The following is an 11,997-nucleotide window of genomic DNA, read 5'->3' as shown; positions in this document are numbered from 1 at the left end:
GATGCGTTCCATTCTATGAATGGATGCTGCCAGAAAGTGGCAGCATGAAACGATGACGCGTGCCGAACGATTGCTCTCGCTGCTGCAGGTGCTGCGGCGCCACCGCCGCCCGGTGAGTGGCCGCTTGCTGGCCGGGGAACTCGGCGTCAGCCTCCGGACGGTCTATCGCGACATCGCGTCGCTGCAGGCGCAGGGGGCGGATATCGACGGCGAGCCCGGTGTCGGTTATGTGCTGCGCGCCGGGTTCATGCTGCCGCCGCTGATGTTCTCGCAGACGGAACTGGAAGCGCTGATGCTCGGCTTTCGCTGGGTCGGGAAGTTTGCGGATGCACAGCTCACGACGGCTGCTGCCGATGCACTCGCGAAGATTTCAGCAGTGTTGCCGGCCGAGCTGCGCCGCGAGATGGAATGCACGACGCTGCTCGTCGGCCCGCGCACGATCGTGGATCGGGAAACGGTCGACATGGGTGTCGTGCGCGCGGCGATCCGCACCGAAAGCAAGCTCGGGATCCGCTACGCCAGCGAGGGCCGGAAAACGCTCGACGAACGGATCGTGTGGCCGTTCGCGCTCGGTTACTTCAATGACGTACGGATCCTGGCGGCGTGGTGCGAAGGCCGGAACGATTTCCGGCATTTCCGGACGGATCGCATCGTCGCGCTGGAACCGCTGGATACGCGTTACCCGCGGCGGCGCGCGGCCTTGCTGAAGGCGTGGCGCGCAGCGGGCGCCGACGTGCGCGTGACGGTGAGGTAGTGTGCGGGCGGTGCGACGAACGGGCCGCGCGTCGCGCGTCCCGTTCCATGCCGTCAGGCGACGGCACCCGCCTGCGTGCTTACGCGACGTGCGCCACCCCGTACTGCGAAGACAGATACCGCCGGATATCGGCCGGCGAATCGATGAAGCGCCGGCCGTCGTGCTCGCGAATTGCGAGTGCGCCGTCGTTCGGCGTCTGTCCGTCGCCGAGCACGAGTACCGGCGCCGACTGGTTGTCCGTGCCGATCAGCACGACGATCGGCTGGCGCGGCCGCGGTGCGTCGATGTATTCGACGTCGACGGCATCGCGCAACCGCGGATAGAAGCTCAGCAGTCCCTCGACGGAAACCGAATCGCCGCAGTAGAACGGACCTTCGGACTCCTTGAAGAAATCGGGGCGGAGAATGAAAAGCTTGTCTTTCATGATGGTCTCGCTAAGGGTTGGGGAAACCGGTGAATAAAACGTGATGCGGTGGGGCTACATCGCCGGACGTCAGGCTTCCGCGAGCGCGGCGGCGCGCATCCGTGCGAAACCGGCGGCGAGGTCGGCGATCATGTCGTCGGGATGCTCGAGCCCCGCGTGAATCCGCAGCAGCGGGCCTGCCGCGGCCCATTGCGTGGCGGTGCGATGGCGCGACGGATTCGACGGAATGATCAGGCTTTCGAAGCCACCCCAGCTATAACCCATGCCGAAGCACGTCAGTCTGTCGAGCAGCGCACGCACCGCATCGTCGGGCTGCGGATGCAACACCATGCCGAATAGCCCGCATGCGCCGGTGAAATCGCGCTGCCACAGCGCGTGGCTCGGATCACCGTGTCTTGCCGGATACAGGATTTGCGCGACTTCCGGCTGTTGCGCGAGCCATTCGATCAGCGTGTGCGCGTTACGCTGGTGCCGTTCGAGCCGGACCGACAGCGTGCGCAGGCCGCGCAGCGCGAGATACGCGTCGTCGCCGCTGACGGTCATCCCGAGTTGCCGGTAGAAGCGGGTGACTTTCGGCGCGAGCGCCTCGGTCGTCAGGATCGCCCCCATCAGTACATCCGAGTGTCCTGCGATGTATTTGGTCGCGGCGTGAATCGACACGTCGATGCCATGCGAGAACGAGCGGAAATTCAGCGGCGTGCCCCACGTGTTGTCGAGCAGCACGACCGCGCCGTGCCGGTGCGCGACGCGGCTGATGGCCGGAATATCCTGCACTTCGAACGTGAGCGAGCCCGGCGATTCGGTGAATACCGCACGCGTGTTCGGCCGCATCAGCGACGCGATGTCCGCGCCGATCGTCGGATCGTAGTAAGTCGTCTCGATGCCGAGGCGCGCCAGCGTTTCGTCGCAGAACGAACGGGTCGGGTCGTATACCGAGTCGGCCATCAGCAGATGGTCGCCCGGATTCAGCACCGCGAGCAGTGCGGTCGTGATGGCGCTAAGGCCGCTCGGTGTCAGCAGGGCGGCGTGCGCGCCTTCGAGCCGAGCGAGCGCCTTCTCGAGCGCGCGCGTGGTCGGGCTGCCGTGGCGCCCGTATGCGAGTGGTGTGCCGCGTACGGCGTCGAGCGCGTCGGTACCATGAAAGAGCAGCGTCGACTGCCGGTAGACGGGCGGGTTCACGGGCGAACCGGGCTGGCCGTGCGAGCGGCCTTCATGGGCGAGAACGGTGTCGGTCGAATGCAGGTGGTTCAAGATGTCTCCTTTGAGTGTCGATCAATCGAAGCAGGGCAGCCGTCGCACGGTCAATGCAGGATCTTGTCGAGGAAGTCGCGCGCGCGTTCGGAGCGCGGCGCGGCGAAGAACCGGTCGCTGGCCGCGTCCTCGACCACCGCGCCCTGGTCCATGAAGATCACGCGATGCGCGACCTTCCGCGCGAAGCCCATTTCATGCGTCACGCACACCATCGTCATCCCGTCGCGCGCGAGCTCGACCATCACGTCGAGCACTTCATTGATCATCTCGGGATCGAGCGCGGAAGTCGGTTCGTCGAACAGCATCGCGACCGGGTTCATCGACAGTGCGCGCGCGATCGCGACGCGCTGCTGCTGCCCGCCGGACAACTGCCCCGGGTACTTGTGCGCGTGCGCCTTCAGGCCGACGCGATCGAGCAGCTTCATGCCGTTCTCGACGGCTTCGTCCTTGCGGCGGCCGAGCACCTTGACCTGCGCGAGTGTCAGGTTTTCGGTGATCGACAGGTGCGGGAACAGTTCGAAGTGCTGAAACACCATGCCGACCCGGGCGCGCAATTGCGCAAGCTTCGCGGCGGGATCGCCGAGCCGCGTGCCGTCGACGGTGATGCTGCCTTTCTGGAACGGTTCGAGCCCGTTGATCGTCTTGATCAGCGTCGATTTTCCGGAGCCCGACGGCCCGCACACGACGACCACCTCGCCCTTCGAGACTGCCGCGCTGCATGCCGAGAGCACCTGGTGCTTGCCATACCATTTCGATACGTTGTCGAGCGTAATCATGTTCTGTCCGTCGATGGAGTTCATGTGAATGCCGGGTGCGCGTTCAATGCGTGGACGGCAGCGCGAGGCGCGTCTCGACGCGACCCTGCAGCCGCGTGAGCAGCGTGCTCAGCACCCAGTAGATCGCGGCGGCGGCGAGATAGAGCGGCAGCGGCTGGAACGTCGCGGCGATCACCTCCTGCGTCGAGCGCAGCAATTCGGTGACGGTGATCACGGAGACCAGCGACGTGTCCTTGATCAGGCTGATCAGCGTGTTGCCGAGACTCGGCACCGCGAGACGCAGCGCTTGCGGACAGACGACGTAGCGCAGCGTCTGCACGTGCGTGAGACCGAGACTGTGTGCGGCCGCCCATTGCCCGCGGCCGATGCCGAGAATCGCGCCGCGCATGCTCTCCGACAGGTAGGCGCCTGCGTTGAGCGTCAGCGTGAAGATGCCGGCCGTCGTGGGATCGAGCGTGATGCCGAGGTCGGGCAGCCCGTAGTAGACGACGAACATCTGCACGAGCAGCGGCGTGCCGCGCATCAGGCTGACATAGCCCTGCGCGAGCGCTGCCGCGAACCGGTTGCTGCCGATGCGCATGATCGCGATCACGAGCCCGACGACGAGCCCCAACGCCATCGACGCGACGGCAAACTTCAGCGTGAGCATGGCGCCCTTGACCATCACGGGCAGCGTATGTACGACCAGTTGGAGTGCTTCCATTGCGTGTCTCCTGATTGTGTGCCGGACGGCCCGCGCGTTCGTGCATTTGTGCGCGCGGGCGTGGGGCGGGCTGCGTTATTGCGTCACCGGCTTGGTCGTGTCCGCGCCGAACCACTGCATCGAGATCTTCTTCATCGTGCCGTCCTGCTGCAGCGATGCCACTGCGTCGTCGATCGCCTTCGCGAATTTCGGATTGCCCTTGCGGAACGGGATGCCCATCCGGTCCTCGCCGCCCGCGAGCACGGAGCCCGGGCGCAGCGGCAGGTGCGAGTTCTTGATCAGGTAGCTGAGCATCAGGCGATCGTTGACCGCCGCGTCGATCCGGCCGGCCGCCAGGTCACGCAGGTTCTCCGGCGTACCGGGGTAGACCTGCAGGTCGATCGCGGGCACGGTCTTGACCAGATCGACGTAGTTGCTGCCCATCGTCACGCCGACCTTCTTGCCCTTCAGTTCGTCGAGCGACTTGAATGCGCGCGCATCGTTTTGCCGTTGCAGCAGTTGGGCGGACGAATACACGTACGGCACGCTGAAGTCGAGCGCCTGCTGGCGTGACGGCGTGATCGCGACCTGGTTGACGATCACGTCGAACTTGCCGGCCTGCAGGCCGGCAAGAATCCCGCTCCATTCGGTCGTCACGAACTGCGGCTTCACGCCGAGGCGAGCGGCAACCGCCTTCGCGACGTCGACGTCGAAGCCTTCTAGCTGGCCGTCGGCATTGCGGTAGTCGAACGGCGGGTAGGTGCCTTCCAGCGCGATCTTCAGCACACCGGCCTGCTTGACGGTGTCGAGCAGGTCAGCCGCGTGCGATGTCGCGGTCGCGATGCAGAGGAGGGCGGCCGCGATGCCTTGCTTGAACGTCGGGGTGAAGTGCTTCATGGTTGTCTCCGTGGTTGTTGTCGAAAATTCAGGGTGTGCGACGCCGCGGCGACGGGCGGCGTCGCCGTGAGCGGGAAGTCGGTGAGGCGTGAGGCGGCGAGCGTTGCTGTCCGCCGTGCGCGATGCCGTGCGTTACGGCATGCGTTCGTGGGCGATGGAGGACCGGCGTGCGTACGGATGGATGAGGCAGGCGCGCGAGCGGCAGCGAAGGCCGGCGTGCGCTGCTAAGCGTTCAAGCGTGCGATTCATGATTGCCCGTGCAGCATTGCGAGTGTTGTGGACCGGACGCATCGTCAATGCGTATCCGGCGACAGGAATGCGGTGCGACTGAGGGCAATCTTAGTTTTGTCAAAAGGGAATGTGTTTCCAAAGATGCGTGCACTTTTCACGCGACGTGGAATGTTTTTCTCTGCGTGCGAGAGGTGGCGCATGCGATCTGCTGCGGTTGCGCGCGATGAGAAGGATCAGGTGCTACGGTACGGGCGAACGGTTGCTCCAGGCTGCGATCCGGCCTTACGCCGAAAAGCAGAACGGCCAGGCTGCCGTTAGCGGCAAGCCTGGCCGTTGGCCATCGTCACGCGGGATGCGCGTTACTCGAACGTTTCGAGCGCGATCAGTTCGTCGATCGTCTGCCGGCGGCGGATCAGCCGCGGCGCACCGCGATCGACGAGCACTTCCGGCGCGAGCGGCCGGCTGTTGTAGTTCGAGGACATCGACGCGCCGTATGCGCCCGCGTCGTGCAGGAACAGCAGGTCGCCGATCTGCGGCTGCGCCAGCTTGCGGTGCGTGACCACGCCGCCCGCGTCCTGCGTGAACACGTCACCGGATTCGCACAGCGGCCCCGCGATCGCGAGATCGACGAGCGGCCGGCCGGCAGGCAGCGCGCCATCCTGCGTGTGCACCGACACCGCGTGGTAGCTGCCGTACATCGACGGGCGCATCAGGTCGTTGAAGCCCGCGTCGATCAGCACGAAATCGTGCTTCGGCCGGCGGTTGACGGCCTGCACTTCGGTGACGAGCGTGCCGGCTTCGGCGACGAGGAAGCGGCCCGGTTCGATCTCGATGCGCACCGGGTGGCCGAGATGGCGTTCGATCCGCTTGCGCGCGGCGTCCCACTGGCTGAAGTAGTGACCGACGTCGACGCGCGGCTCGCCGTCGCGATACGGGATCGACAGGCCGCCGCCGGCCGAGATCGCGTCGATGTCGTGGCCGAGCGACGTGACGAGATCGACCATCGCATCGCACACCTGCGACAGGTGGCCGTAGTCGACACCCGAACCGATATGCATGTGGATGCCGACGAGCTTCAGCCCGTACTGGCGCACGATCTCGAGCGCGCGCGGCACGTCGTCGATCCAGATGCCGTGCTTGCTCTGCGGGCCGCCGGTGTTGGTCTTGTTGCTGTGGCCGTGGCCGAAACCGGGGTTGACGCGCAGCCACACGCGGTGGCCGGGCGCGTGCTCGCCGATGCGCGCGAGCATGTCGAGCGAACCGGCGTTCACGGTCACGCCGTGCTTCAGCACGGCCGCGAGCGTCGGGCGGTCGATCAGGTCGGCCGTGAACACGACGCCTTCCGGTTCGCCGGCGGGGCTGAACCCGGCCGCGAGGCTGCGCTCGATCTCGCCGAGCGACACAGCATCGACGCATGCGCCTTCCTCGCGCATCAGCTTCAGGATATGGATGTTCGAGTTCGCCTTCTGCGCATAGCGGATCACGTCGAACTGACGCAGTTGGGCGATGCGGTCACGGATGACGTCGGCGTCGTACACCCACAGCGGGGTGCCGTATTGCTGCGCGAGCGTCGCGAGCTGGCGGGAATCGAGGGACATGGCAGATGAATCGGGACGAATGAACGGATAACGTGGATGATGCACCTGATCGGCTATACAGTAAAATGCCTGATTATCGAGATTCGATTCATATCTGATATAGAAGAACATGCTCACGCACCGCCATATCGAGGTCTTTCGCGCGCTGATGGTCACCGGCAGCACGACGCGCGCGGCCGAGATGCTCTATACGTCGCAACCGACGATCAGCCGCGAGCTCGCGCGGATGGAGCAGGTCGTCGGCTTCGCGCTGTTCGAGCGCGCGCATGGCCGGCTGCGGCCGACGATGGCGGCGCTCACGCTGTTCGACGACGTGCGGCTCGCGTATGTGGGGCTTGAACGCGTCGCGGCGACGGCCGCGCGCCTGCGCGAGTTTCGCGACGGTCAGTTGTCGGTGATCGCGCTGCCGGCGTTCTCGCACGCGATCCTGCCCGGCGCGTGCCGGCGTTTTAACGAGAAGCACGCGGGCGCCAGCGTGTCGGTTGCGACGCAGGAATCGCCGGTGCTCGAGGAGTGGCTGACCGCGCAGCGTTACGACCTCGGGCTGACCGAGCGCGACGTCGCGCCGGCCGGCACCGTGCTCACGCCGCTGTTCGAGTTCGACGAAGTGTGCGTGCTGCCCGACGGTCATCCGCTGCTCGCGCAGGATGCGATCGATCTGCTGGATCTCGCCGATCGCCCGTTCGTGAGCCTGTCGCTGAACGATCCGTACCGCATCCTGATCGACGAGGCGTTCGCGCAGCTCGGCGTGGCGCCGCGCTCGGTCGTCGAGACACCGTCCGCCGTGTCGGTGTGCGCGTTCGTGCGACAGGGGCTCGGCGCGGCGATCGTCAATCCGCTGACCGCGCTCGATTTCGTCGGGCGCGACCTGCACGTGCGGCCGCTCACGCGGTCGTTTCCGTACCGGGTCAGCGTGATCGTGCCCGAGCACCGGCCGAAGAACCTGCTCGTCGATGCGTTCGCCGACGCGCTGCGCAGTGAGGCGAAGGCGATCCGTCGCCGGTTGGGCGCGCTCCTCGGCTGACGCGGCCGTATGATGGGCGTTTCGCCGTCATCGTCGTCTCATTCCGGAACCCCTCATGACCGATGTTTCTGCTTCCCTCGAACCACCGATTCTTACCGGCGAACGCGTCGAACTGAGGCCGCTCGACCGATCCGACCGGCAGGCGCTGCTGGACGCTGCCGCCGACGGCCAGTTGTGGAACCTGAAGGTCACGGTCGTGCCGGGCCCGGACACGATCGACGCATATATCGATACCGCACTGCAAGGGCGTTCGGCCGGCACCGTGATGCCGTTCACGATCGTCGATCGCGCATCGGGCCGCGTGATCGGCAGCACGCGTTTCTGGAAGATCGATCGCAAGAACCGCAAGCTCGAGATCGGCCATACGTGGCTGAGCGAATCGGCGCAGCGCACGCGCGCGAATACCGAGGCGAAATGGTTGCTGCTGGTGTACGCGTTCGACGAGTTGCAATGCGTGCGCGTGCAGTTCACGACCGACGAGCTGAACGAGAAATCGCGCGCGGCGATCCTGCGGCTCGGTGCGAAGCAGGAAGGCATCGTGCGGCACGAACGGATCATGCCGGATGGTCGCAAGCGCAATTCGGTGCGCTTCAGCATCATCGATGACGAATGGCCGGAAGTGCGTGCGCGGCTGTTGGCGAAGCTCGCGACGTAACGTGTGACGCGTGACGTTTGACGTGCGTCGCGCCGCCGGAAAGGGCGGGACGACAGGGGAGGCAGGGCGCCGCGCCCGAAGCGCGGCGCTGCGGCGCGTTACTGCGCCGATGCGAGGTGGTGGCGTTCCGCGAGCTTCTGCGCGTCGGCGTAGTGCTTCTGCAGGATCGGCAGCGACTGGCGTGCGACTTCCTTCAGCTTCGTGTCGCGGCCCGACGCGATTTCGGCCTGGAATGCCGAGATGGCCTTCTGCTGGCCGGCAAGCGCGACTTGCTCGATATACGCCTTGTCGAACTCGGCGCCGCGCAGGTTCTTGATGCTGCCCAGCACGGCCGTGTCGGGGTCGTTGGCCGGCACGTCGACGCCGCGCGGGCTCGCTGCGCGCATCGCCTGGATGATCTTTTCATCGTCGGTCGACACGCGTTGCGCGAATGCCTTCACCTGGCTGTCCGACGTGCGCGAATCGGCGATGCGCGCCGCGTCGTGCTGCGTCGACACGGTCTTCGTGCCGTCCGTGATGAACGCCTGGTCGGCTTCGTGGATACGCGTCGCGGCGGCGGCCGGTGCGTTCGGTGCGGCCGGTGCCGGTTGTGCGGTTTGCGCGGTCGCCGTCACGGCGACGAGAAGCAGGCCAGCGGCAGACAAAGCAAGGCGCGAGATGTGGGGAAAGCGGTTCATGGGACCTCCTTTCGATCGGGGCTCTGGTTGAAAAACGGATCACGTGATCCGTCGCTGTGCGAGAGACCGGGCGCGCCCGGGCCGGATTCGACCGCCGCTCTGCCGCGGCGCCGGTCGAAGTGTTTCCCGGCCCGACTGATTCTAGGAGAGCGATCCGGTAGCAGGTGCAACCGCGCTGTGGTTTGTGTAACGGTTGGTAAGACGAATCGATGAGCCAGCGTGGCGACAGGTAGTGCGTACCTGTTGCGTGCGCGATGGTGGCAATTTTTGCGCGCCCGATGCGAGCGAGATGCAGGTGGGTGTCATCTGTTTTTCATCGTCGTGCTGCCGTGTCGTGCGAAGACGTGCGCATCGAGTGACGGGTCGGAACGGATGCGCGCAGCGCTCGAATGCGTCACACGCGATCGAGCAATGCGTCGAGACGCGGCAGCAATGGCGTCGCGCAATGTGCCTGCAACGCGTCCGGCGCGGTGTAGCCCCACGCGACGCCCTGGAATGCGATGCGCGCGCGCCGTGCCGCGTCGGCGTCGCGGATTTCATCGCCGACATACAGCACTTCGTCGTTGCGCACGCCGGCCTCATGAACGAGCGCGCGCAGGCGACGTGCCTTGCCGAACAACGGAATGCCGCACGCGAAATGCTCGACACGGCTGCTGGCGTGCGGGCCGAGCCGGTCGCGCACGATTTCTTCGGTATTCGATGTGGCGATCGCGATGCGGATGCCGCGCGCGACGAGCGCGTCGAACGTTTCGTCGACGCCGGGGAACAGCGCCACTTGCGCGACGCGCGGCTGCATCAGGCGACGCATGTCGATCGTCACGCGCGGCACTTTCCACATCGGCACGTCGAGCGCGCGAATGATGTCGCGCGCCGACATGCCGCGCAGCGCAGGGCGCAGCTCGGGCGTGGCATCGCGAAAGCCGTGCATGCGCGACGCTTCCGACAGTGCCGCGAGAAAACTGTCGAGCGAATCGGCGAGCGTGCCGTCGAAGTCGAATGCGATGAGGCGGAAGGTCATGACGCGGCGTGGCGGGTTGATTGGGCAGGCGACATTGCCACCGAATCGAGCTCCGTCGCCCGCATGGTCGATTGCGTCTGCGGCGACGCGAGATAGTCGAGCAGCTTACTCGCTTCTTCCGGATGAGCGGCGCCGATCGGGATCCCGCCGACGAAACGCGTGACCGACTGTACGGATTCGGGCACCGTGCCCGCATATGTGACGCCCGGTACAGGCAGCAGCTCGCCGACCTGGTGGAAGCCGATCTCGGAGTCACCGTTCGTGCTGTCCGACTACGCGAACGATTTCGTATTCAGCAGCACGTCCTTCAACCGGTCGACGGTGCCGGGCCTCGACGAGATGCCCGACATGTCGACGAAGGGCTGGGTCGTCACCAACGCCGGCGGGCATGGCTACGGTTGCGCATGCCTCGACCTCGAAATCGACCCGCGCACGCGCGAGGTGACGCGGATCGTCGCAGCCCGGCCGCTGCCGTTGAAGCGGTGCAAGGCAGATCGGACGTTGCGGGCGCCGTGAGCCACGGGGCGATGCTATTCGTAGTGATAGCGGCAGGACACGATGCTGATCTGCAAATCGTCAGCCTCGTAGACCAGACGGTTCGTGTCGTCGATACGGCGCGACCAGAAGCCGGAGAGATTGGCCTTTAACGGTTCGGGTTTGCCGATGCCTTCGAACGGCGTTCGCTGGGCTTCGCGAATGAGCTGGTTGATGCGCTTGAGCGTCTTGCGATCCTGCCCCTGCCAGTAGACATAGTCGTCCCACGCGTCGGAAGTAAAGAGCACGCGGCGTACGCTCATTCGTCATCCGCCGCGAGCTTGTGTTCTTTCGCCTTGCCTTTGCGCAGTTGCGCGATCGAACGTTCGAGATGGGCGACGTTGGCCGGGGACCGGAGCAAGTGAACCGTCTCCATCAGGCTATCGTAGTAGTCCTGCGACATGATGACGGCGTTCGGTGCATCGCGGCGCGTGATGAGCGTCACGTCCGCATCATCGACGACCTGGTCGATAACGGTCTTCAGATTGCCTCGGGCATCCGAAAAATGAATCGTGCGCATGATTGCCTCACTTGTACATATAACCGTACAAGTGTAGCACAGTCGTTGAATGTGTACGGTTTGCTGTACAGGTCGACTACCCCCAGCCTGGTTGCACACCACATTCGTCCGCAACGAGCGGGCACATTCATTGGGCCGCCGTAGCGATGAGCGGCGCCGCTTGTAGCCCCTCGCGCCGCGCGGTATCGTCAGCATTTCGCCTTCCACCACCCCGACCGGAGACCGACGTGCCCGCTGCCACCCCCGCCACGCTGAGATTTTCCACCGACAAGCGCGAACTCGACGTTGACGCGATCTTCGACTTCCTGCATCGCGACGCGTACTGGTCACTGGGCATTCCGCGCGACGTGGTGGAACGTGCGATCGAGGGCTCGCTATGCTTCGGGGCCTACGTGGGCGACCGGCTCGTCGGTTTCGCGCGGCTCGTGACCGATCACGCGACGTTCGCGTACCTGTGCGACGTGTTCGTGCTGCCGGCCGAACGCGGCAACGGCTACGGCCGCGCGCTGATCGACCACGTGTTCGCGCAGGAGATGGTGCAGGGCCTGCGTCGCATCATGCTCGTGACGTCCGATGCGCACGAGCTGTACCGGCCGGTCGGCTTCGGGCCGTCGGCGAATCCCGAGCGGGTGATGGAGATCCGCCGCCCGGACATCTACGCGAAACGCTGACGCGCGGCGCAGCGCATACAATACGCGCTTTCCGTTTTTGCCGAAGAGAAGCCCATCATGACCGAACAGGAAGCCGAACAGCTCGCGACGCACCGCCATTACAAGGGCGGGCTGTATCGCTACATCGGCGTTGCGCGCCATTCCGAAACCGAGGAATCGGTGGTCGTGTACGAACACCTGTGGCCGCATGCACGCGGGCTGTGGGTGCGGCCGGAAGCGATGTTCAACGGGAACCTCGAAGACGGCACGCCGCGTTTCCGCAAGCTGCGCGACTGATTTGCGGGC

General features: G+C 65.5%; 16 protein-coding genes and 1 pseudogene. 6 read left to right on the top strand and 11 right to left on the bottom strand.

Annotation, left to right across the window (positions count from 1 at the left end):
* Positions 1-52 precede the first annotated feature (52 nt).
* Positions 53-754, top strand: coding sequence for a helix-turn-helix transcriptional regulator (locus tag BCO18175_RS11545; RefSeq protein WP_174981406.1), 702 nt, complete (start codon positions 53-55; stop codon positions 752-754).
* 79 nt (positions 755-833) lie between these two features.
* On the opposite strand, the gene BCO18175_RS11540 is transcribed toward BCO18175_RS11545, so the two are convergent.
* The 6 genes from BCO18175_RS11540 to lysA form a co-directional block, all read right to left on the bottom strand.
* Positions 834-1,178 carry a DUF3088 domain-containing protein gene (locus tag BCO18175_RS11540; protein WP_174980774.1) on the bottom strand — a complete coding sequence of 115 codons (345 nt, stop codon included), beginning with the start codon at positions 1,176-1,178 and terminating at the stop codon, positions 834-836.
* A gap of 69 nt (positions 1,179-1,247) precedes the next feature.
* Positions 1,248-2,429 (bottom strand): cystathionine beta-lyase, encoded by a 1,182-nt coding sequence (gene metC, locus BCO18175_RS11535; protein ID WP_174980773.1) that lies wholly within the window; start codon positions 2,427-2,429, stop codon positions 1,248-1,250.
* A 50-nt stretch (positions 2,430-2,479) separates the two neighbouring features.
* Entirely contained in the window at positions 2,480-3,205 is a 726-nt protein-coding gene (locus BCO18175_RS11530; protein WP_174981403.1) for an amino acid ABC transporter ATP-binding protein, read from the bottom strand.
* Between the two features lie 43 nt (positions 3,206-3,248).
* Positions 3,249-3,908, bottom strand: a complete 660-nt coding sequence (locus tag BCO18175_RS11525; RefSeq protein WP_174980771.1) for an amino acid ABC transporter permease — start codon at positions 3,906-3,908, stop codon at positions 3,249-3,251.
* A 75-nt stretch (positions 3,909-3,983) separates the two neighbouring features.
* Positions 3,984-4,784 carry a transporter substrate-binding domain-containing protein gene (locus tag BCO18175_RS11520; protein ID WP_174915088.1) on the bottom strand — a complete coding sequence of 267 codons (801 nt, stop codon included), beginning with the start codon at positions 4,782-4,784 and terminating at the stop codon, positions 3,984-3,986.
* A gap of 590 nt (positions 4,785-5,374) precedes the next feature.
* Entirely contained in the window at positions 5,375-6,613 is a 1,239-nt protein-coding gene (lysA, locus tag BCO18175_RS11515; protein ID WP_174980769.1) for a diaminopimelate decarboxylase, read from the bottom strand.
* A 109-nt stretch (positions 6,614-6,722) separates the two neighbouring features.
* Between lysA and BCO18175_RS11510 the strand changes: the two genes are divergently transcribed.
* Positions 6,723-7,637, top strand: coding sequence for a LysR family transcriptional regulator (locus BCO18175_RS11510; RefSeq protein ID WP_174973663.1), 915 nt, complete (start codon positions 6,723-6,725; stop codon positions 7,635-7,637).
* Between the two features lie 55 nt (positions 7,638-7,692).
* Entirely contained in the window at positions 7,693-8,292 is a 600-nt protein-coding gene (locus BCO18175_RS11505; RefSeq protein ID WP_174980767.1) for a GNAT family N-acetyltransferase, read from the top strand.
* Positions 8,293-8,390: 98 nt separating this feature from the next.
* Here BCO18175_RS11505 and BCO18175_RS11500 read toward each other — a convergent pair whose 3' ends face one another.
* From BCO18175_RS11500 to BCO18175_RS11490, 3 genes and pseudogenes are all read right to left on the bottom strand, one after another.
* Entirely contained in the window at positions 8,391-8,969 is a 579-nt protein-coding gene (locus tag BCO18175_RS11500) for a DUF4142 domain-containing protein (RefSeq protein WP_174915084.1), read from the bottom strand.
* A gap of 394 nt (positions 8,970-9,363) precedes the next feature.
* Positions 9,364-9,987: an HAD hydrolase-like protein gene (locus tag BCO18175_RS11495; RefSeq protein ID WP_174915083.1), complete on the bottom strand. Its 624-nt coding sequence runs from the start codon at positions 9,985-9,987 to the stop codon at positions 9,364-9,366.
* Positions 9,984-10,247, bottom strand: a pseudogene (locus BCO18175_RS11490) (substrate-binding domain-containing protein); the annotation flags it as partial. The gene BCO18175_RS11495 and the pseudogene BCO18175_RS11490, both read right to left, overlap by 4 nt.
* Here BCO18175_RS11490 and BCO18175_RS41105 point away from each other — a divergent pair.
* A complete protein-coding gene (locus tag BCO18175_RS41105) occupies positions 10,147-10,503 on the top strand; it encodes a DUF4087 domain-containing protein (protein WP_438820492.1) in 357 nt (118 codons plus the stop codon). The pseudogene BCO18175_RS11490 and the gene BCO18175_RS41105 sit on opposite strands and share 101 nt — an antisense overlap.
* Positions 10,504-10,517: 14 nt before the next feature.
* Here the strand turns inward: BCO18175_RS41105 and BCO18175_RS11480 are convergent, their stop codons facing one another.
* Both BCO18175_RS11480 and BCO18175_RS11475 read right to left on the bottom strand, forming a co-directional pair.
* A complete protein-coding gene (locus tag BCO18175_RS11480; RefSeq protein WP_011354451.1) occupies positions 10,518-10,784 on the bottom strand; it encodes a Txe/YoeB family addiction module toxin in 267 nt (88 codons plus the stop codon).
* Positions 10,781-11,041 carry a type II toxin-antitoxin system Phd/YefM family antitoxin gene (locus tag BCO18175_RS11475; RefSeq protein WP_060968669.1) on the bottom strand — a complete coding sequence of 87 codons (261 nt, stop codon included), beginning with the start codon at positions 11,039-11,041 and terminating at the stop codon, positions 10,781-10,783. Before BCO18175_RS11475 ends, BCO18175_RS11480 begins: the two co-directional genes overlap by 4 nt.
* Before the next feature lie 227 nt (positions 11,042-11,268).
* Between BCO18175_RS11475 and BCO18175_RS40550 the strand changes: the two genes are divergently transcribed.
* Together BCO18175_RS40550 and BCO18175_RS40545 are read left to right on the top strand one after the other, a co-directional pair.
* On the top strand, positions 11,269-11,712 hold the full coding sequence (locus BCO18175_RS40550) for a GNAT family N-acetyltransferase (protein ID WP_205817950.1): 444 nt from the start codon (positions 11,269-11,271) through the stop codon (positions 11,710-11,712).
* Positions 11,713-11,769: 57 nt separating this feature from the next.
* Positions 11,770-11,988, top strand: a complete 219-nt coding sequence (locus BCO18175_RS40545; RefSeq protein WP_006480837.1) for a DUF1653 domain-containing protein — start codon at positions 11,770-11,772, stop codon at positions 11,986-11,988.
* Positions 11,989-11,997: the final 9 nt, after the last annotated feature.

The organism is Burkholderia lata (assembly GCF_902499335.1).
Classification (GTDB): Bacteria; Pseudomonadota; Gammaproteobacteria; order Burkholderiales; family Burkholderiaceae; genus Burkholderia; species Burkholderia lata_B.
Note: the sequence above shows the minus strand (reverse complement) of the source record. Positions and strands in the feature narration are given on the sequence as shown.

Excerpts from the sequence above, each read along its gene's own strand:
- BCO18175_RS11505 (WP_174980767.1), top strand. The coding sequence starts at position 7,693 with ATGACCGATGTTTCTGCTTCCCTCGAACCACCGATTCTTACCGGCGAA.
- BCO18175_RS11540 (WP_174980774.1), bottom strand. The coding sequence starts at position 1,178 with ATGAAAGACAAGCTTTTCATTCTCCGCCCCGATTTCTTCAAGGAGTCC.
- BCO18175_RS11500 (WP_174915084.1), bottom strand. The coding sequence starts at position 8,969 with ATGAACCGCTTTCCCCACATCTCGCGCCTTGCTTTGTCTGCCGCTGGC.
- BCO18175_RS11495 (WP_174915083.1), bottom strand. The coding sequence starts at position 9,987 with ATGACCTTCCGCCTCATCGCATTCGACTTCGACGGCACGCTCGCCGAT.
- BCO18175_RS11520 (WP_174915088.1), bottom strand. The coding sequence starts at position 4,784 with ATGAAGCACTTCACCCCGACGTTCAAGCAAGGCATCGCGGCCGCCCTC.
- BCO18175_RS11510 (WP_174973663.1), top strand. The coding sequence starts at position 6,723 with ATGCTCACGCACCGCCATATCGAGGTCTTTCGCGCGCTGATGGTCACC.
- BCO18175_RS11480 (WP_011354451.1), bottom strand. The coding sequence starts at position 10,784 with ATGAGCGTACGCCGCGTGCTCTTTACTTCCGACGCGTGGGACGACTAT.
- BCO18175_RS40545 (WP_006480837.1), top strand. The coding sequence starts at position 11,770 with ATGACCGAACAGGAAGCCGAACAGCTCGCGACGCACCGCCATTACAAG.
- BCO18175_RS11530 (WP_174981403.1), bottom strand. The coding sequence starts at position 3,205 with ATGATTACGCTCGACAACGTATCGAAATGGTATGGCAAGCACCAGGTG.
- BCO18175_RS11475 (WP_060968669.1), bottom strand. The coding sequence starts at position 11,041 with ATGCGCACGATTCATTTTTCGGATGCCCGAGGCAATCTGAAGACCGTT.
- BCO18175_RS11545 (WP_174981406.1), top strand. The coding sequence starts at position 53 with ATGACGCGTGCCGAACGATTGCTCTCGCTGCTGCAGGTGCTGCGGCGC.
- lysA (WP_174980769.1), bottom strand. The coding sequence starts at position 6,613 with ATGTCCCTCGATTCCCGCCAGCTCGCGACGCTCGCGCAGCAATACGGC.
- BCO18175_RS11525 (WP_174980771.1), bottom strand. The coding sequence starts at position 3,908 with ATGGAAGCACTCCAACTGGTCGTACATACGCTGCCCGTGATGGTCAAG.